General features: G+C 65.5%; 14 protein-coding genes. 10 read left to right on the top strand and 4 right to left on the bottom strand.

All coding sequences use genetic code 11. From position 1 onward, the window contains the following. Positions 1-39 precede the first annotated feature (39 nt). The 4 genes from I6F38_RS19075 (at position 40) to I6F38_RS19060 (ending at position 4,165) form a co-directional block, all read left to right on the top strand. Complete coding sequence (locus I6F38_RS19075) at positions 40-426, top strand: hypothetical protein (protein WP_028343499.1); 387 nt, start codon at positions 40-42, stop codon at positions 424-426. A 218-nt stretch (positions 427-644) separates the two neighbouring features. Beyond that, positions 645-1,574, top strand: a complete 930-nt coding sequence (locus I6F38_RS19070; RefSeq protein ID WP_028343500.1) for a DMT family transporter — start codon at positions 645-647, stop codon at positions 1,572-1,574. A 418-nt stretch (positions 1,575-1,992) separates the two neighbouring features. Next, complete coding sequence (locus I6F38_RS19065; RefSeq protein WP_225161409.1) at positions 1,993-2,802, top strand: MlaD family protein; 810 nt, start codon at positions 1,993-1,995, stop codon at positions 2,800-2,802. A gap of 145 nt (positions 2,803-2,947) precedes the next feature. Continuing rightward, complete coding sequence (locus I6F38_RS19060) at positions 2,948-4,165, top strand: alpha-hydroxy acid oxidase (protein ID WP_346657120.1); 1,218 nt, start codon at positions 2,948-2,950, stop codon at positions 4,163-4,165. 104 nt (positions 4,166-4,269) lie between these two features. Here I6F38_RS19060 and I6F38_RS19055 read toward each other — a convergent pair whose 3' ends face one another. Further along, positions 4,270-4,674, bottom strand: a complete 405-nt coding sequence (locus I6F38_RS19055; RefSeq protein WP_225161408.1) for a hypothetical protein — start codon at positions 4,672-4,674, stop codon at positions 4,270-4,272. 75 nt (positions 4,675-4,749) lie between these two features. Between I6F38_RS19055 and I6F38_RS19050 the strand changes: the two genes are divergently transcribed. Further along, positions 4,750-5,364 carry a TetR/AcrR family transcriptional regulator gene (locus tag I6F38_RS19050; RefSeq protein WP_225161407.1) on the top strand — a complete coding sequence of 205 codons (615 nt, stop codon included), beginning with the start codon at positions 4,750-4,752 and terminating at the stop codon, positions 5,362-5,364. A 96-nt stretch (positions 5,365-5,460) separates the two neighbouring features. Here I6F38_RS19050 and I6F38_RS19045 read toward each other — a convergent pair whose 3' ends face one another. Beyond that, positions 5,461-5,862 carry a DUF1330 domain-containing protein gene (locus I6F38_RS19045; RefSeq protein ID WP_225161406.1) on the bottom strand — a complete coding sequence of 134 codons (402 nt, stop codon included), beginning with the start codon at positions 5,860-5,862 and terminating at the stop codon, positions 5,461-5,463. A 114-nt stretch (positions 5,863-5,976) separates the two neighbouring features. On the opposite strand from I6F38_RS19045, the gene I6F38_RS19040 reads away from it, so the two are divergent. Together I6F38_RS19040 and I6F38_RS19035 are read left to right on the top strand one after the other, a co-directional pair. Beyond that, positions 5,977-6,822, top strand: a complete 846-nt coding sequence (locus I6F38_RS19040) for a metal-dependent phosphohydrolase (RefSeq protein ID WP_092085207.1) — start codon at positions 5,977-5,979, stop codon at positions 6,820-6,822. A gap of 290 nt (positions 6,823-7,112) precedes the next feature. Continuing rightward, positions 7,113-8,066: a DMT family transporter gene (locus I6F38_RS19035; RefSeq protein ID WP_225161405.1), complete on the top strand. Its 954-nt coding sequence runs from the start codon at positions 7,113-7,115 to the stop codon at positions 8,064-8,066. Between the two features lies 1 nt (position 8,067). On the opposite strand, the gene I6F38_RS19030 is transcribed toward I6F38_RS19035, so the two are convergent. Beyond that, the gene (locus I6F38_RS19030; RefSeq protein ID WP_225161404.1) at positions 8,068-9,024 is read right to left on the bottom strand and encodes a LysR family transcriptional regulator; all 957 of its coding nucleotides are present in this window, start codon (positions 9,022-9,024) and stop codon (positions 8,068-8,070) included. A 135-nt stretch (positions 9,025-9,159) separates the two neighbouring features. Here I6F38_RS19030 and I6F38_RS19025 point away from each other — a divergent pair, with 135 nt between their 5' ends. Together I6F38_RS19025 and I6F38_RS19020 are read left to right on the top strand one after the other, a co-directional pair. Then, complete coding sequence (locus I6F38_RS19025) at positions 9,160-9,543, top strand: nuclear transport factor 2 family protein (RefSeq protein ID WP_225161403.1); 384 nt, start codon at positions 9,160-9,162, stop codon at positions 9,541-9,543. Between the two features lie 264 nt (positions 9,544-9,807). Next, on the top strand, positions 9,808-10,779 hold the full coding sequence (locus I6F38_RS19020) for a tripartite tricarboxylate transporter substrate binding protein (RefSeq protein WP_225161402.1): 972 nt from the start codon (positions 9,808-9,810) through the stop codon (positions 10,777-10,779). A 210-nt stretch (positions 10,780-10,989) separates the two neighbouring features. Here the strand turns inward: I6F38_RS19020 and I6F38_RS19015 are convergent, their stop codons facing one another. After that, complete coding sequence (locus I6F38_RS19015) at positions 10,990-12,675, bottom strand: methyl-accepting chemotaxis protein (protein WP_225161401.1); 1,686 nt, start codon at positions 12,673-12,675, stop codon at positions 10,990-10,992. 277 nt (positions 12,676-12,952) lie between these two features. Between I6F38_RS19015 and I6F38_RS19010 the strand changes: the two genes are divergently transcribed. Beyond that, complete coding sequence (locus I6F38_RS19010) at positions 12,953-13,996, top strand: C-terminal binding protein (RefSeq protein WP_225161400.1); 1,044 nt, start codon at positions 12,953-12,955, stop codon at positions 13,994-13,996. Positions 13,997-14,116: the final 120 nt, after the last annotated feature.

The raw sequence follows: 14,116 nt of genomic DNA, 5'->3' as shown, positions 1-14,116 counted from the left end.
GCTGTCCACGGACCTAGCTGGAGATGGTCTGAACGCATCATGAGCACATCACAGGACGACCAAATCGACCAATTGGTGCAGGCGCGCTGGCGCGCCATCGGGCTGTCGCAGGCGGATCTCGCCGAGATCCTGTGCGCCGGGGCCTCCCTGCAAAAGAATGGCGTCGACGGCACGGTGAAGATCGATACCGGTCGCCTCGCGACCGTAGCCGAGATGCTCGGAATCGCCGCCGACATCCTCAACCGCCGGCCGGTCACGGCAGCGCCGACGCAAGCCGGCCAGACGGCGGAATCGCTGCAGTCCCTGCTCGAACTGCGCATGCTGCGGGTGTTTCGCGACGTGCAGGACCCCGACACCAAGCGGATCCTGATCGAGCTCGCCGAGCAGATCGTCAAGCGCCAGACCACGCCGCCGGAGACCGGCTAGGACCAAGCGTTCGATCCCCTGCGCGACCGGCGCGGGGCTGGCCCGGCCAGGCGCCGTCATGCTGCCTTGGTGAAGGGGTCTTCGCGCATGGTCGCGATGCGTCTATCCCCATTGATGGAATGACGAAATCCGTGTCTGTGATCCGAGCCGGGGAGATCCATACCGGCCCGGCGGTGCCAGCCGGGCAGGCCGCGGCGTCGTGAACCCGGGCCCTCTTTATGTCTGCCTCCGATTCCACCACATCAACGCCTGCGGCCGGCTCCTGGATCGCCAACCAGCCCTATCTGCTGCTCTGCATCACTGCGACATGCTGGGCCGGCAATGCGATCGTCGGCCGCCTCGCCGCCGGCCACATTCCGCCGGTGACGCTGTCGTTCCTGCGCTGGTCGGCGGCATTCCTGATCATCCTGCCGTTTGCCTGGAAGCACCTCGTCCGCGACTGGCCCGTGATCCGCAACAATCTCGGCATCATGGTGCTGATGTCGATCACCGGCATCAGCGCCTTCAACACGCTGCAATACTGGGCGCTCGAGCACACCCAGGCGCTCAACACGCTGCTGCTGCAATCCGCGGCACCGCTGGTGGTCGCGCTGTGGTCGCTGATCCTGCTCGGCGCACGGCTGACGCTGGCGCAATTGTTCGGCGTGCTGCTGTCGCTCGCCGGCGTACTGGTGATCCTGCTGCACGGCGATCTCACGACGCTGTCGAAGATCGAGTTCAACAAGGGCGATCTGATCTTCATCGTCGCATTGGTGATCTTCGCGCTGTATTCGGTGCTGACCCTGAAGCGGCCCAAAATCCACGGCCTGTCGGTCGCCGCCTTCACCTTCGGCTGCGGCGCGCTGGTCCTGATCCCGCTCTACATCTGGGAACTCGGCGCGCGCCCGGTGATGCAGCTCACGATCAACAATCTGCTGTCGCTGTTCTATGTCGCGGTGTTCCCCTCGACACTGGCCTATCTGTGCTTCAACCGCGGTGTGCAGCTGATCGGCGCCAACCGCGCGGCACCGTTCTTCCACATGGTTCCGGTGTTCGGCACCATCATGTCGATCGTGTTCATCGGCGAGCATCCGCAGGCCTTCCATTTCATCGGCTTCGCGCTGGTGCTGGCCGGCGTCTTCGCGGCGTCGCGGAAGCAGAGCGCGTAATTCTCCTCTCCCTCTCCCCGTTCTTACGGGGAGAGGGTTGGGGTGAGGGGCTCGCTCCGCGAGGACGGCGAGAGACGAATGCGCGGAGACTCCCCTCACCCGGACCGCATTCCGCTGCGCTGCATGCGATCCGACCTCTAAGAGCGAGCTTCGCTCGTCTCGACCCCGCAAGCGGGGCGAGGTAAGGAAAGCCCGCGGTGACTATCGGCGGCAAATCCGCTATCAGCTAGTGTCCCGAATCCGAAGTTCGCATCATTTGCCGCACCTTCGGATCGAACTTCGGATTCGATGAGGACACTAGCAAACTTATGATTCTAGTGTGCTTTATGAATGCGAAGTTCGTGAAAGTGGTTGCCGCGAAATCGCACGAACTTCGCATTCAGCACACTAGGGTCTGCTTCGCAGACGGGTTTTACGCATGGCGCGCGCCAGCAATCTCTTGATCGGCACCCTGACGCTGGCCCTGGTCGCCGGCTCGCTCGGCGGCTGGCTGGGCTATCAGCGCTATGCCGGCATCAAGCGGATGGTGCCGTTCCGCGTCATCTTCGAGGGCTCGGCCTCCGGCCTGCGCCGCGGCGGCAGCGTCAACTTCGCCGGCGTGCGGATCGGCGAGGTGGTCTCGATCAGGCTCGACCGGCACCGCGTGGTGGCGATGACGCGGATCGAAGGCAACGCCCCGATCAAGAAGGACACCCAGGCCGGCCTCGAATTCCAGGGCCTGACCGGGATCGCCTCGATCTCCTTCACCGGCGGCACCGACGATGCTCCGCCGCCGACGCTCGGCGCCGACGGCATTCCCGAGCTGACGGCCGACGCCGAAGGCACGATGGGGATCCAGGAGAAGCTGCGAGTCGCGCTGCGCAATGTCGACCGCGTCATCAGCGAGAATGAGGCCGACATCAAGGACTCGCTGCTCGGGCTTGAGAACTTCACCAATTCGCTGTCCGGCAATGGCGAGCTGATCGCCGGCTTCATCGACGCCGCCGACGACGGCATCAGCGCGGTCGACGCCAAGATGAACTCGGCCGACAAGTTCCTGAAAAGCTTCGGCAGCGACAAATATGGCGGCGAGCTGCTGCCGACCGTGATCTCGCTGCGCGAGCTGATCCAGAGCTTCGACAAGAAATCCAGCGCCATGATCGCCGAGACCCGCAAGACGCTCAGCGACGTCAGCCAGTCCGTCAACAAGTTCAACGAGAAATTTGTCGGGCCCGCCGGCAGGCGCTAGATCATGATGCGTTTCCATGGAATCGCATCATGATCTCATCTCTTTGTTTGAGCATGATCTTTTCGGAAAACCGGTATCCACTTTTCCGGATCATGCTCTAGTCTGGCCTTCCGACCAAGAACCAAGAACAACGGAAACGCTCAACGTGCACGACCGGACCGCAGCCCCCTCTCCGCCTCCCGTAACCGTCAACCGCGCAGCACCCGCCGTACCGCGGCATCTGCGGCGCTATCTCACGCTCGACGATTTCGAGCCGCAGGCGCGCCGGCTGCTGCCGAAATTCCTCTACGGCTACATCTCCGGCGGCGCCGAGACCGATATGGCCCGCACCGACAATCGCCGGGCGTTCGAGGAATACGGCTTCGTGCCGCGGGTGCTGCAGGACGTCTCCGGCCGCGACCAGACCACGACGCTGTTCGGCAAGAGCTACGCCTCGCCGTTCGGCATTCCGCCGATGGGCTCGTCCGCGCTGTGCGCCTATCGCGGCGACATCGTGCTGACGCGCGCCGCTTCTGCCGCCAACATCCCGATGATCCTGTCGGCCTCCTCGCTGATCACGCTGGAGGACGTTCGCGCCGCCAATCCTTCGGCCTGGTACCAGGCCTATCTCGCCGGCCTTCCCGAGCGGATCGAGCCGCTGGTCGACCGTGTCGCCGCCGCCGGCTACGATACCTTCGTCGTCACCGCCGACGTGCCGGTGCCGCCCAACCGCGAGAACAATATCCGCAACGGCTTCCAGGTGCCGCTCGAGATCACGCCGCGGGTGTTCTGGGACACCGTCACCCATCCCGACTGGCTGCTCAACACCTGGGCGCGCACCGTGTTCAATCACGGCATGCCGCATTTCGAGAACATGGACGCCAAGCAGGGCCCGCCGGTGCTGTCCAAGAATTTGATGCGCAACATCGGCAGCCGCGACCAGCTGGCCTGGAAGCATGTCGAGCTGATCCGCAAGCGCTGGAGCGGCAAGCTCGTGGTCAAGGGACTGATCGCGCCGGAAGACGCCCGGCTGGCGCGCGAGCATGGCTGCGACGGCGTCATGGTCTCCAACCATGGCGGCCGCCAGCTCGACTACACCGTCTCCGGCTTGCGCACGCTGCCGGAGATCGCGGCGCAGAAGGGCAACATGACCGTGATGGTCGACGGCGGCATCCGCCGCGGCACCGACGTGATCAAGGCGCTGGCGCTCGGTGCGGACTTCGTCTGGGTCGGCCGGCCGTTCCTCTATGCCGCCGTGGTCGCGGGCGAGGCCGGCGTGGCGCGCGCGATCTCGCTGCTGCATGCCGAGATCGACCGCGACCTCGCGCTGCTCGGCATCCGCAGCCTGAAGGAGATCACTCCGGACCTGGTGCGGAAGTTCTAGAGCGTTTTCGAGCGAAGTGGATACCGGTTCGGGTGAAGAAAACGCGTCACAACAAGAGTCTGGAGCCCCGTTGCGATTTTATCGGAACGGGAAAGGCTCCAGGCTCACGCATAGCGCGCCGCGCCCATGCACAGCGCGGTGATCGCGAGCAGCCCGGCGGCGATGCGCTGGGCGACCGCCAGTCGCGAGCGTGCGGCTGACGTATCGTCCGCGCTGCTGCGCAGTTGCCGGACCGCGCCGCCGCCGACGATGACCTGCACGGCGATTGCGGCCAGTGCCGCGATCGCGCCACCGGCCAGAATCTGCTCCGACAGCCCGAACGACCCTTCATGGACCAGGCGCCAGAGCGTGGCGCCGGTCACGATCGCGACCGTCGCGGCGCCGATTTGCGGAAACAGCAGCTTTTCGCCGCCGAGGCCGCCGGTGCGCGCCAGGGTGAAGCTCGAGCCGGCCCAAAACACCGATGACAGGACGTGAAGGGACAACGCTATGATGAGGGCGGTCTGCATGATGTCGCTCCGGATGGGCATTGGAAATTAGATATACATAATGTATAGTCAATCTGACGAAAGCAAGGCAAACCGATGCCGCCGCGCAGCTATGTGAGCCCGGCGCGCAGCGCCGCCGCCGCCGAAACCCGCGAGCGCGTGATCGAGGCCGCCTCGCGCACATTGCGCGACGAGAGCATCGCGCGCTTCTCGCTGGATACGGTGGCCAAGGCGGCGGGCGTGACCCGGCTGACCGTCTACAACCAGTTCGGCTCGCGGCGCGGGCTGCTCGAGGCGGTGTTCGACGAGATCGCGCGCCATGGCGGGCTGCACCAGCTCGCCGACGCCATGACGATGGCCGATCCGCGCGCCGCGCTCGACCGGATGGTGGAGATCTTCTGCGGATTCTGGAGCCGGGATTCCGCGGTCGGCCGGCTGCATGACGCGATGGCGACCGATCCCGAATTCGCCGAGGCCGTGCGCGAGCGCAACGAGCGCCGCCGCCGCGGCGTCACCGCATTGGTCGACCGCGTCGCGGGCAAGGGCGCGTCACAGCAGGCCCGCAGCGACGCCGTCGACCTGATCTTCGCGCTGACGAGCTATCCGACCTTCGCGTCGCTGAGCGCGGGGCGGTCGAGCGATGATGTCTGCCGTGTCGTGCAGAGCGCCTGCCACGCGGCGCTGGCACCGCTAATCAACCCGTCATCCTGAGGAGCCGCGAAGCGGCGTCTCGAAGGATGAATCGGCCCCAGTCGGGCCGTCGACCCTTCGAGACGGCCGCGTTGCGGCCTCCTCAGGGTGACGGTGCTACGAAGGCTTGAACTTGCTGTAGGCCTCGCGCGTCGCGATGATGACGTGCTCCTCGCAGCCGTTGCGGCGGTGCGGGTCGCAGCGGTCTTCGTAGTCGGCCGAGGTCATCATGTCGATGAAGGCGGCGACGCTCGGGTAGTAGACCAGCGCGAGATAATCCCAGCGCTGGCCGGCCGGCTCGCCCAGCGCGACCGTCTCGGCGCTGCCGGTCCACAGCAGCGTGCCGCCGCGCGCCTTGATCATCGGGACGGTGAGCGCGCTGTAGCGCAAATAGGCATCCCAGCCCGAGCCGTCGCCGTCGAGCGACCGCGCGCGAAACCGCATCAGATTGACCATCACGACCGGCGCCTCGCGGTCCAGCTCGTTCAGGCCTTTGACGTTCAAGAGATCGACACCCATCACCGCTCCCGCCCAAGGCACATCGGTCTAGCCGCAACGATTATGTCACATCGCGGGACTAGCCTGAAATACCGCCGAGCCGTAAGCTCAGGTCAGCTCTCGGAGGTCAAGGCCGTGATGACCCTTCCAGAACTAGCGGCCGACGCGCTCGGCAAGTTCCTCGGCGAGTACATGCAGCGCCGGTTCGGCTCTTCGCAGACCCAGCTGGTGGAAATGGTGCCCTCGATCGCCCGGATCGCGCTCGAATGCATCGGCAACAGCGACGCGCTCTATCACAATGTCGAGCACACCATGCTGGTGACGCTGGCCGGCCACGACATCCTGCGCGGCCGCGCGCTGCACTCGCATATGAGCGCCGAGGATTATGCCCATGTCATCATCGCCTGCCTCACCCATGACATCGGCTATGTGCGCGGGCTGTTCGAGGCCGACGGCCAGGACGGCTATCTGGTCGATGCCGACGGCCGCAAGATCATCCTGCCGCGCGGCTCGTCGGATGCGGCGCTGATGTCCTACCACGTCGATCGCTCCAAGATCTTCGTGATGGAGCGGCTCAAGGGCGTCACCCTGCTCGACAAGGAGCGCATTGTGCGTGCCATCGAAGGCACCCGCTTTCCGCTGAGCGCCCCTGATGACGACGAGGATTTCGGTGAAGAGGCCACCCTGCTGCGGGCCGCCGATTTGATCGGCCAGCTCGGCGATCCCCACTACATCCGCAAGGCCAATGCGCTGTACATCGAATTCGAGGAGGCCGGACTGAACCGCCAGCTCGGCTACGATTCGCCGGCCGATCTCGTCGACCGCTATCCGCGGTTCTACTGGGACAGCGTCGCCCCGCATGTGCAGAAGGCGATCCGCTACCTCAACATCACCTCGAGCGGACGGCAATGGATCGCCAATCTCTACAGCAACGTGTTTCGCGCCGAGCGCGACATCTCGCTGTCGGGGCCGCAGAAATAGGCGGCGGGCCGACGAAGACCCATCCCCGTCATCCCCGCGCAAAGGCTTCGCCTTTGTCGCTGGAGGTGCGAGCGGAGCGAGCCTCGAAGGATGAATCGGCCACAGCCGGGCCGTGCATCCTTCGAGACGCGCTCCGCGCTCCTCCAGCGACAAAGGCGAAGCCTTTGCGCGGGATGACGGAATTGAGCTTTCGTCGCGCTGTGCTTGACGACGAGTTCGACCACGCATGGCTCCAATCCGCTCTTTCGTCTTGTCGCGGCGGCGGATTCGGGCACAACATCCGCCCGATAATGACCGCCTTGCCCGCACCTGCCACAACGCCACGCCGCTCGCCGCTCAACTGGCTCAATAACCAGCCCTATCTGCTGCTCAGCCTGACGTCGCTGTTCTGGGCCGCCAACATCGTGCTGGCGCGCCATGTCGGCAGCCATGTGCCGCCGGTCACGCTGACCACCATCCGCTGGTTCGGCGTCTTCCTGATCCTGTTGCCGTTCGCCTGGCCGCATCTGAAGCAGGACTGGCCGAAGCTGCGCAGCGCCCTGCCGCTGATGCTGCTGCTGTCCGCGGTCGGTTTCGCCTTCAACAACGCGATCTCCTACTGGGCAATGCAGTACACCGAGGCGCTGAATGCGCTGCTGATCCAGTCGGCGGGGCCGCTGTTCGTGGCGCTGTGGTCGCTGATCCTGTTCGGCGTGCGGCTGACGCCGGCGCAGCTGGCTGGCATCGCGATCTCGCTGGCCGGTGTGCTGACCATCATCCTGCGCGGCGACTTCTCCGCGCTCGCCGGTATCAGCTTCAACCGCGGCGACATCATGTTCGGCGCCTCGCTGGTGTCGTTCGGGCTCTATTCGGCGCTGATCCCGCGGCGGCCGAAAATCCACCAGCTCTCGCTGATCTCGTTCACCACCTGCTGCGGTGCGCTGATGCTGCTGCCGGTGGCGGCCTGGGAGTTCGCCAACGGCGTGACGCTGAAGTTCGACTTGCTGACCGGCGCAACGCTCGCCTATGTGCTGATCTTCCCGTCCACGCTCGCCTATCTGTTCTTCAACCGCGGCGTCGCGCTGATCGGTCCGAACCGCGCCGCGCCGTTCTTCCATCTGGTGCCGGTGTTCGGCTCGGCGATGGCGATCCTGCTGCTCGGCGAGACGCTCGCGCCGTTCCATCTGATCGGCTACGCGCTGGTGCTCGCCGGCGTCATCATCGCCTCGCGGCAAGGATCGGCCAAGACGTCGGCGAAGCACTAGACTAGCCAACCTTGCGCAAGCCGGCGGATTTGCGTGGCGAATGCGACTTTGCCGCCAGGGTTTCCGTGATGAAGTCGATAAACCGCCTCACCTTGGCCGGCACGTGGTTACGCGAGGCGTAATAGACGTAGAGCGGAAAACGCTCGTCGGGCCAGTCCGGAAACAGCTCGATCAGCGCGCCGCTCCTCAGGTGATCGTCGAGGCCGAGATCGATCACCTGCGCGATGCCGAAGCCGGCCAGGCAAGCGCCGAGCTTGGTTCCCGAATCGGTCACGGTGAGCCGCCCGTTAACCGCGACCGGCACGACCTCGCCGCCGCGCCGAAACTCCCAATCGAAGGGACGCCCGGTCGCCGCGTCGATTGCATGGATGCACTGATGGTCGCGGCTTGCCAGCTCCCGCGGATCAAGCGGCCGGCCGTGTCGTTCGAGATAGATCGGCGAGGCCACGGTGAGCACGCGCGTATCGAGTACGCGGCGCGCAATCAGCGCCGACGGCGTCGGCTCGCCGAAACGCACCGCCAGATCAAAACCGTCGCTGACCAGATCCGCGATCCGGTCGCGGGTCTCGATACGCAGCTCCATCCCTGGATTCTGCAGCAGGAACTCGCTCAGCTTCGGCGACAGCACCATGCGGGAGAACAACGGGTCGACATTGACCCGCAGCCTGCCGCGAACCGCATCGCGCGATTTCGAGGTCTCCGCCGCCGCCTCGCCGATCCCGGCCAGATGCGCGGCAACCCGCTCGCACAGCGCGCGTCCTTCCTCGGTGAGCTCGACGGCGCGGCTCGTGCGGTGAACCAGCCTGGCATCGAGGCGCGCCTCGAGCTTCGCGATCGCCTTGCTGACCCCGGATTGCGTCATGCCGAGCCGTTCGGCGGCCCGGCCAAAACTGCGCGCATCCGCCAGCGCCGCGAGGACCACCAGGCCGCCAACCAGCCGACCATCAACTTCGTCCATGCCGATGCCTCTCAGTCATCCAAGAGATGACCGCCCAGTCGTAGCACTCCGCCACCATATCGGCCACTGTCGGCGCAGATCACCGGTTCGATCCGGTGCGGCCACCGCCACATCAACCGCCAAGGAGATTTTGCAATGAGCGACATCGAGGCCATCGCATCCGCGATCGATGGATATTTCAACCTGATGTATGACGTCGACGATAGCCGGTTCTGCGACGTCTTCGCCGATGCCTGCATCGTGCACGGCATCCGGGACGGCAAGCACACGGTGCGGTCGGCCGCCGAATTCCGCGACTTCATCCGCAGCCGTCCCTCGCCGGCGTCGATGAAATCGCCGCGCGAGGAGGCCATCATCAGCATCGACCAGACCGCGTCCGATCTGGCCGTCGCCAAGGTGCGCGTCAGGGCCGGCCAAACCGGCTTCATCGATCATCTGGTGTTTCATCGCATCGACGGCCGGTGGCTCATCACCACCAAGGCGTTTCACGTCGCGCAGGTCTTCCCGGCGGGATCGTAGCGTCCCCACGACTGAATTTCTGACTATCGGAATAATGGCACTGATTTGCCCGACGTGTCAAGTTGCCTGGTCGGGCGCCGGCCGCCACCGGCTCCTTTGCATGGGGTTGTTTTCGATATTTTGGCAGCGCGCCCTGCGACGGCCCGGGAGCGGCCATGCGGCGAAAGGCTGCTCCCGGCACGGCTTCCGCGGCCATGGCGGCCGGGTTAGCTTCGGCCGCAATGGGCCTGTTCAGGGCCTGCGCGGGGGGACGACGACATGATCATGGGATTGAGACGATATCGCTGCCTGGCGGCCGCAGCCGCCGCCGCGCTTGCGGCGATATCCGGGGCGGCACTTGCCCAGACCTATCCCACCCGCAACATCACGCTGGTGCTGCCGTTTGCCGCCGGCAGCGGCACCGACACCACGACGCGGCTGATCTCCAAGGAGCTCGGCGTTGCGCTCGGCGTCGGCATGGTGATCGACAACCGGGCCGGCGCCAACGGCTCGATCGCGGCGAACTATGTCGCCCGCTCCGCGCCCGACGGCTACACGCTGTTCGTCACCACGAACACGACGCACTCGGCCAATCCGTATCTGCTCAAGACCATGAACTACGATCCGATTAAGGATTTCACGCCGATCGCGCGCACCGGCGACCTGCCCTTCATGCTGGTGATCCATCCGGACATCCCGGCGAACTCGGTCGCCGAGCTGATCGCGCTCGCCAAGAAGGAGCCGGGCAAGTACAGCTACGCCAGCGGCTCGTCGTCGGCGAGCGTCTCCGGCGCGACCTTCGCGCGCCTCGCCGGCATCGACCTGCTGCATGTGCCCTACAAGAGCTCACCGCCGGCACTGACCGACGTCATCGCCGGCCGCATCTCGATGATGTTCATCGACGTGCCAACCGGGCTGCCGCACGTCAACGCCAAGGTGCTGAAGCCGCTCGCCGTCACCACCAAGCGGAAGTCGGCGCTGCTGCCGGACCTGCCCACGATGGACGACACCGTGAAGGGCTTCGATATCACCTCCTGGCAGGGCTATCTCGGCCCCGCCAACATGCCGAGGGACGTCGTGGTCAGGCTGAATGCGGAGATCCGCAAGATCATCGAGCGGCCGGACATCAAGAGCCAGCTCGCCGAGCGCGGCATGGAGGCATTCTCCGGCACGCCCGAGGAGTTCGAGGCATTCCTCAAGGAGCAGCTCGTGCTGTGGGAAAAGCTGATCGCCGACGCCGGAATCGAGAAGCAGTAGAGACACCCGTCATTGCGAGCGAAGCGAAGCGACGAACTCTGCCAACTCCGTCATCCTGAGGAGGCCGCAACGCGGCCGTCTCGAAGGATCGACGGCCCCACTGGTGGCCGTGCATCCTTCGAGACGCGCGCAAGAGCGCGCTCCTCAGGATGACGGGGATACGGATTCGTAGGGTGGCGTAGCGTCGCTACCCCACCCTACGCGGCTCGCTTACGCCGCGCGCACCTTCTGCAGGAACTCGTCGACCGCGTTGCGCAGCATGCCCGATTGCGTGTCGAGCTCGCGGGCATTCGACAGCACGTCGCCGGCCGCGGTGCCGGTGGCGGCGGCCGCTGACGTGACGCCGCCGATATGGGCGGAAATCTCGCTCGAGCCGGCCGCGACCTGCTGGATGTTGCGCGCGATCTCGCGCGTCGCATCGCCCTGCTGGTCGATCGCGGTCGAGATCGAGGCGGTGATCTCGCTCATCTGCGCGATCGTCGCTGTGATGCCGCCGATCGAGGTCACCGCCTCGCCGGTGGAAGCCTGCATCGCGGCGACCTGCGCCGAGATCTCCTCGGTCGCCTTCGCGGTCTGGTTGGCCAGCGCCTTCACTTCAGAGGCGACCACCGCGAAACCGCGGCCGGATTCGCCGGCGCGCGCCGCCTCGATGGTGGCGTTGAGCGCGAGCAGGTTGGTTTGGGCTGCGATCGAGTGAATCAGCTTGACCACCTCGCCGATCTTCTCGGCGCCGGTGGAGAGCGCCTGCACGGTCGCGTTGGTGCGCTCGGCATCGGCCACCGCCTGGCTCGCGACCTCGCTGGAGCGCGCCACCTGGCGGGAGATCTCCGCAACCGAGCTGGAGAGCTCCTCGGCGGCGGCGGCGACGGTGCCGACATTGTTGGAGGCGCTGTCGGACGCAGCGCCGACGGTCGCGGCCCGCGCGCTGGCGTCGCTTGCGGTCGCGGTCATCGATTGCGCCGTGGTCTGCATGCCGGCGGCAGCGGAGGCCACCGTGCGGACAATGCCGTTCACGCTGCGCTCGAAATCGTTGGCGATATTCTCCATCGCACCACGGCGCTCGGCCTCCGCGCGTGCTTTGGTCTCGGCCTCGGCCTGTTCCAGGCCGCGGATGCGAACCGCGTTGTCCTTGAAGACCTGAACCGTGGCCGCCATTCCGCCGACCTCGTCACCGCGGCCGACGCCGGGGATGTCACCGTCGAGCTTGCCGTCGGCGATGTCGCGCATGCGGGCGCCGAGCAGGTTGAGCGGACGGGAGATGCTGCGGCCGATCAGCCAGGCGACCGAGCCGGAAACGATGCCGATGCCGAGGATCGCGAGGCCGAGCAGCCAGGCAATCGGCCGCATCTTGGCATCGATATCGTCGAGATAGGCGCCGGTGCCGAGATACATATCGAAGCCGGGGACCGCGACGGCGTAGCCGAGCTTGCGGATCGGCGTCTCCTGGCCGGGCTTCACATAATCATAGAACAGCAGGATCTCGCCCTTGGCCTTCACGCCGTCCATCAGTTCCTGCGAGAGCTTGCGACCATTGGTCACGACGTCCATGCGATTGGTTCCGACCTGCTTCGGATCGGGCGCCAGCACCGTGATGCCGCTGTAGTCGGTGCCGAACAGATAGCCGGCGCCGTTGTCGTAGGTCAGGGTGTTGGCACGCTTGCCGAACTCGGCGAGTGCCGCTTCCCTGGTCAGCTTGCCGGCATCGACATCCTTCTTCAGGCCCGCCGCCATGTTCTTCGCCATCTCGACGATGGCCTTGGCCTGGTCGATGCGCGCATTCAGCATCTCCCGCTGCATCAGGTGACCGGCGAGGATGCCGGCCGTGCACAGGCCAAGGAGGGTCACCCCCACCAGAATGCCGAGCTTGGGGGTGATCTTCAGATTTGACAGCTTCACGGGGGTCTCCAGAAGAGGCGGGGAACGCGACGCGATTGGCGGATTGATTCCGCGCACCGTAATGTGAGACCCTTTACCTGTTGGTTACGGAGGTTCCCCGTAGAAGCCCGGAGAATCAGGCCGCGGACCAACCGGCAATTGTGGAGAGAACAGCGCAGCTCGCGTACAAGCATGGGAAGGCGGCGACCCCAGCCGCGCTCCAAGAAGCAAGAAGAAGCAAGATCAAGAAGCAAACCAGCAAGAAGCAAGAACAGCAGACTCACATCGGGAGCAGACAATGTCGAAATTCAGGGTGGTCACGCCGAAGGGCGCGAGCTTCACGGTCGCCGGCGGCGGCTACGATTATGAGCGCGAGGCGCTCGATCCGATCGGCGCCGAGATCGTCGAGGCGCCGGCCAATGAGGCCGAATTCATCGCCGCGGCACGCTCCGCGGACGCGATCTACGCCAAGGGCATGCCGATCACCAAGGCGGTCATCGACGCGCTCGAGAACTGCAAGGTGATCACGCTCGGCAGCGTCGGCGTCGACTCGGTCGACGTCAAGGCCGCGACCGCCCGCGGCATCCCCGTCACCAACATCCCCGACACCTTCATCGAGGAGGTCGCCGACCACGCCATGATGCTGCTGCTCGCCGGCTTCCGCCGCCTGATCGAGCAGGACAAGATGGTGCGCACCGGCCGCTGGGCCGAGGGCCGCCCGGCGCTTCTGAAGATTCCGCGGCTGATGGGCCAGACGCTCGGCTTCATCTCGTTCGGCCGGGTCGCCCGCGCTGTCGCCAAGCGCGCCGCGCCGTTCGGCCTCAGAATGGTGGCCTACGATCCCTTCATCCAGGAAACCCTGATGTACGACCACGGCGTGATCCCCTCGACGCTGTCGGAGGTGCTGTCGCAGTCGGATTTCGTCTCGATGCACGCCCCGGCGCGGCCCGAAGTGCACCACATGCTGACCGAGAAGCATTTTCGCCAGATGAAAAAGTCGGCGATCTTCATCAACACCGGCCGCGGCGCCACGGTCGACGAGGAATCGCTGATCAAGGCGCTGCAAGAGGGCTGGATCGCCCACGCCGCGCTCGACGTGCTGGAAAAGGAGCCGCCGTCGCACAACAATCCGATGCTCGGGATGGACAATGTTACCTTGACCGCCCATGTCGCCTCGGCGTCGGCACGTTTTGACGAGGCGCGCAAGCGCCGGGTGGGCTACGAATTGTCACTAGTGCTGCAAGGCATGTGGCCGGTAAGCTGCGTCAACCCGTCGGTGCTGCAAAACACCGCGTTGCGCCGCTGGCAGCCCGTCAGCATGGATCGCGGTCCGAACAGCTAGGGCGGGAATGCGTTTTTCGTGCGGGGCCCGTCTCTTGCGGGCCCTTTGTGCGGCTGGCGCCGAGACCAAGAGACCTTCACCGGCGGCCAAACGCCGGGAAGGAAAAACAACAACGAAACA

This window comes from Bradyrhizobium sp. BRP56 (assembly GCF_020194035.1).
GTDB classification, from domain to species: domain Bacteria; phylum Pseudomonadota; class Alphaproteobacteria; order Rhizobiales; family Xanthobacteraceae; genus Bradyrhizobium; species Bradyrhizobium australafricanum.
The sequence above is the reverse complement of the archived record's forward strand: the minus strand, read 5'-3'. Positions and strand labels throughout refer to the sequence as shown.

What these genes read in the sequence shown, in the direction of transcription:
- I6F38_RS19075 (WP_028343499.1), top strand. Translation starts at nt 40, where the DNA reads ATGAGCACATCACAGGACGACCAAATCGACCAATTGGTGCAGGCGCGC.
- I6F38_RS19070 (WP_028343500.1), top strand. Translation starts at nt 645, where the DNA reads ATGTCTGCCTCCGATTCCACCACATCAACGCCTGCGGCCGGCTCCTGG.
- I6F38_RS19065 (WP_225161409.1), top strand. Translation starts at nt 1,993, where the DNA reads ATGGCGCGCGCCAGCAATCTCTTGATCGGCACCCTGACGCTGGCCCTG.
- I6F38_RS19055 (WP_225161408.1), bottom strand. Translation starts at nt 4,674, where the DNA reads ATGCAGACCGCCCTCATCATAGCGTTGTCCCTTCACGTCCTGTCATCG.
- I6F38_RS19050 (WP_225161407.1), top strand. Translation starts at nt 4,750, where the DNA reads ATGCCGCCGCGCAGCTATGTGAGCCCGGCGCGCAGCGCCGCCGCCGCC.
- I6F38_RS19045 (WP_225161406.1), bottom strand. Translation starts at nt 5,862, where the DNA reads ATGGGTGTCGATCTCTTGAACGTCAAAGGCCTGAACGAGCTGGACCGC.
- I6F38_RS19035 (WP_225161405.1), top strand. Translation starts at nt 7,113, where the DNA reads ATGACCGCCTTGCCCGCACCTGCCACAACGCCACGCCGCTCGCCGCTC.
- I6F38_RS19030 (WP_225161404.1), bottom strand. Translation starts at nt 9,024, where the DNA reads ATGGACGAAGTTGATGGTCGGCTGGTTGGCGGCCTGGTGGTCCTCGCG.
- I6F38_RS19025 (WP_225161403.1), top strand. Translation starts at nt 9,160, where the DNA reads ATGAGCGACATCGAGGCCATCGCATCCGCGATCGATGGATATTTCAAC.
- I6F38_RS19020 (WP_225161402.1), top strand. Translation starts at nt 9,808, where the DNA reads ATGGGATTGAGACGATATCGCTGCCTGGCGGCCGCAGCCGCCGCCGCG.
- I6F38_RS19010 (WP_225161400.1), top strand. Translation starts at nt 12,953, where the DNA reads ATGTCGAAATTCAGGGTGGTCACGCCGAAGGGCGCGAGCTTCACGGTC.